At 42.7% G+C, this 3,449-nt stretch carries 6 protein-coding genes and 1 other annotated feature; all 6 genes read right to left on the minus strand.

Annotated elements, in window-relative coordinates:
• Positions 1-1,107 (minus strand): GTPase ObgE (obgE, locus tag WAM07_RS04560; RefSeq protein WP_422165160.1); only part of this gene is annotated, 1,107 nt, incomplete at its 3' end.
• 13 nt (positions 1,108-1,120) lie between these two features.
• Positions 1,121-1,639, minus strand: coding sequence for a Spo0B domain-containing protein (locus tag WAM07_RS04565; RefSeq protein WP_422165162.1), 519 nt, complete (start codon positions 1,637-1,639; stop codon positions 1,121-1,123).
• 160 nt (positions 1,640-1,799) lie between these two features.
• Complete coding sequence (gene rpmA / locus WAM07_RS04570) at positions 1,800-2,090, minus strand: 50S ribosomal protein L27 (protein ID WP_014643890.1); 291 nt, start codon at positions 2,088-2,090, stop codon at positions 1,800-1,802.
• 14 nt (positions 2,091-2,104) lie between these two features.
• Positions 2,105-2,434, minus strand: a complete 330-nt coding sequence (locus tag WAM07_RS04575) for a ribosomal-processing cysteine protease Prp (protein ID WP_422165164.1) — start codon at positions 2,432-2,434, stop codon at positions 2,105-2,107.
• Positions 2,435-2,446: 12 nt separating this feature from the next.
• The gene (gene rplU / locus WAM07_RS04580; RefSeq protein WP_014643892.1) at positions 2,447-2,755 is read right to left on the minus strand and encodes a 50S ribosomal protein L21; all 309 of its coding nucleotides are present in this window, start codon (positions 2,753-2,755) and stop codon (positions 2,447-2,449) included.
• 13 nt (positions 2,756-2,768) lie between these two features.
• Positions 2,769-2,841 (minus strand) — a sequence feature (ribosomal protein L21 leader region).
• A gap of 36 nt (positions 2,842-2,877) precedes the next feature.
• Positions 2,878-3,449: ribonuclease E/G (locus WAM07_RS04585; RefSeq protein WP_422165167.1), on the minus strand; the 572-nt coding region annotated here is incomplete at its 5' end.

Consider the following 3,449-nt stretch of genomic DNA (forward strand, 5'->3'; position numbering starts at 1 on the left):
ATATAATACATAAGCTCCATCGTCTGCTCTTGTCAATTGGAAAGGAGCTTCTTCCTTTTCAAATTTATAAACGACTCGCTCATCGACTTCTTCAACAGATTCTTCCCGCTTCGGTATTTGATCCAATTTGTCAGCTACTGTATAAAGAAGCTCATCAAGACCTTCACGAGTTATTGTAGATATAGGAAAAACCATAACATCTTTATCTAGATGCTCTTTAAATGCCCTCAGGTTCTCTTCCGAATCCGGCATATCCATCTTATTGGCAACAATGATTTGAGGTCGATTTTCAAGTCTCTTGTCATAAGAAGATAACTCATTATTGATCGTGACATAATCTTCATAAGGATCGCGTCCTTCCAGACCTGACATATCCACGACATGAATCAGCAACCGTGTTCGTTCAACGTGCCGTAAAAACTGATGACCAAGTCCGATGCCTTCATGGGCGCCTTCAATCAGTCCAGGGAGGTCCGCCATTACAAAACTGCGGTGATCCTGACTTTCCACCACCCCAAGATTTGGGGATAAAGTTGTAAAGTGATAATCTGCAATTTTAGGTTTTGCTGCAGTTACCACAGAAAGAAATGTTGACTTCCCTACACTAGGAAATCCTACCAACCCTACGTCAGCCAACAATTTTAATTCCACAACTACATCAAGTTCTTCTCCAGGTTCACCATTCTCAGCAATTTCTGGTGCAGGATTTCTTGCTGTAGCAAACCTGGCATTGCCACGGCCGCCTCTTCCGCCTTTTGCTATTACGGCGCGCTGTTTATGTTCAGTTAAGTCAGCAATGACCTTATCTGTGTCCGCGTCCTTTACGGTTGTTCCAGGAGGAACGCTGACCACTAGAGGATCCGCATTTTTACCATGCTGCTTCTGGTTCATACCATTTTCTCCACGAGCCGCCTTGAAATGATGCTGGTACCGAAAATCCATTAGGGTATTCAACCCTTCATCCACTTCAAAGATAACGTTCCCGCCATTTCCACCGTCTCCACCGGCAGGTCCGCCTTTTGGAACATATTTCTCACGACGGTAGGCAACTAAACCGTTCCCTCCATCTCCAGCTTTAACAAATACTTTAACCTGATCAACAAACATCCTCTTCACCTCTTCAATCTATCATCATCTCGATAGATAGTTCTCTTTCCTCTAAAATAGTGGCTATAAACCCTGCCTGATTCAACTCTTTCATAAAGGTTTCTGTGTGCCGGAAGCGGCCTTCCCACTCCCAGCTTAACCCTAGCGAATGCTCATCTATGCCCTTATAGATTTGGACGGTTCCCTCATAGAGTTCATCAGCCACCCTGTAGTCATTCATTAATTCAATCATACGCTCGCCATAAGCCGTCAGCTTTTGATCATGACGGGATAAATCAACTTCATCACTCAAAGAGTATTTAATTCTGTAATAGTCGTACTTCCAATTGAACGATATCAGCCAAATAGGAAAAACAACGGCATCACTATTCAATATTCTTCTTTCATTTTCAGCTTCTTCTTTTATGTCATCGATTTGATCTAATAACCGCTCCTGCTTCCCCAGAGATGCGTATCCCTGAAGCAGCTGAATTTGATTCATCCAGTCATGACGCTTATGTCTGAGCAGCGTAATGATCTCTTTGTCATCCAACGGGGGTCAGCTCCTTCGGTCATCCATAATAATAAAAAGTATAGCAAACATAGGGAGGAAACTAAAATAATCCTCGAAATTTATATAACAAAAAAAGCCACGCTTATGCAAAAGGCACAGCGCGGCTTCAATTTACGTATGAACCCGTACACTATTCAGTTTACGCTTCCTGAGCAACAGGATAAACGCTGACTTTTTTGCGGTCGCGTCCGTAACGTTCGAATTTAACAACTCCGTCCACTTTAGCGAACAATGTGTCATCGCCGCCGCGGCCAACGTTAGCTCCAGGGTAAACTTTTGTACCGCGTTGACGGTAAAGGATAGAACCACCAGTTACCGTTTGTCCGTCTGCACGCTTAGCTCCAAGACGCTTAGACTCAGAGTCACGGCCGTTTTTTGTACTACCTACACCCTTTTTCTGGGCAAAAAACTGCAAATCAAGACGTAGCATGGGTCTCCACCTCCTTATTGGTTTGATATTGTAATATATTGGTTGTATTCCTGTTCAATTGTCTGAAGCGAAACCAGCATGCCTTCGAGAAGCAGCTGGGATTTAGCGTATGTTTCTTTATTCAGTCCCTCAGGAAGAATAATTTTAAGAAAACCGCCTTCTCCACCCTGCTCGACATGTGGTTCAAATCCACAAAGACTCACCAGCGAATTGACTGCTCCAAAGGAAACAGCTGAAACTGCTGCACATACTAGATCGTGACCATAAGGTCCGCTCTCAGCGTGTCCAGAAATCTCAAAACCTGTGATATCCCCTTGTGAACGAAACAACGACACGTTAATCATACCGTCCGACCCTTACGCGTTGATATCTTCAACGATAAGCTTCGTGTACGGCTGACGGTGACCTTGTTTGCGCTTATAGTTCTTTTTAGGCTTATATTTGAAGACGGTAAGTTTTTTCTGACGGCCTTGTTTCTCAACTTTAGCCGTTACAGAAGCACCATCAACGTAAGGAGCACCGATTTTAGAATCTTCTCCACCTACAAATAGAACTTTGTCGAAAGTTACAGTGTCACCAGATTCTACGTTTACTTTCTCTACATAGATCTCCTGGCCTTTCTCAACTTTAACTTGTTTACCACCAGTTTCAATAATTGCGTACATACTTGCACCTCCTCGATTTACTCAGACTCGCCATTCAGGTACCGAAAACGGTTTTCCAAACCTGTTCTGTGCGGTTGTAGCATCGGAGTGCTACTAGAATAACAAAACAATGTTACCACAGTTCAAAACAAGTTGTCAACATGATAACCGCGCTTATGAACCATTTCACGAATCATGTCCACGGACCCTTCAAGCTCAATTTGATAGTGAGAAACGCTTGGATCCTCCCTAACAAACAGCTCCTGTGGAATTTTACTAGATATACGGCCTGAAAGCAATTGTTTTTTAACGTTTTTAAGCCGAGGATTTATAGATAACAGAATAGCTTCCTGGTTTTTTCCAACTCCAAAAAGAAGTTCCCGCTCAAGACGGAAAACGGCCGTTTCGATCGTAAACACAGGTTCAGGATTTTCCTGTATTAACTGGACGGGGCTCATCCATTCGTTTTTTCGAGTAATTTCCATTAAACCTAAGCGTGTAATCCCTAAAATCTGAGTTCGTACTAAATCCTTTTTCGCCAGATTCTTCATCTCTTTAAGGAGTTGTTCTGCAGCAGAAGTATCCTTCATAGATATAAAATCAATCATTATTATGCCAGAGATATTTCTTAACCGAAGCTGCCTGAGAATTTCTTTCCCTGCCCGCCTGTTCACATCTAACGTTTGTGAGTTGGAAAAAGCTTTTCCTTTATATT

The sequence above is a fragment of the Halobacillus sp. genome (assembly GCF_049282395.1).
GTDB lineage: Bacteria > Bacillota > Bacilli > Bacillales > Halobacillaceae > Halobacillus.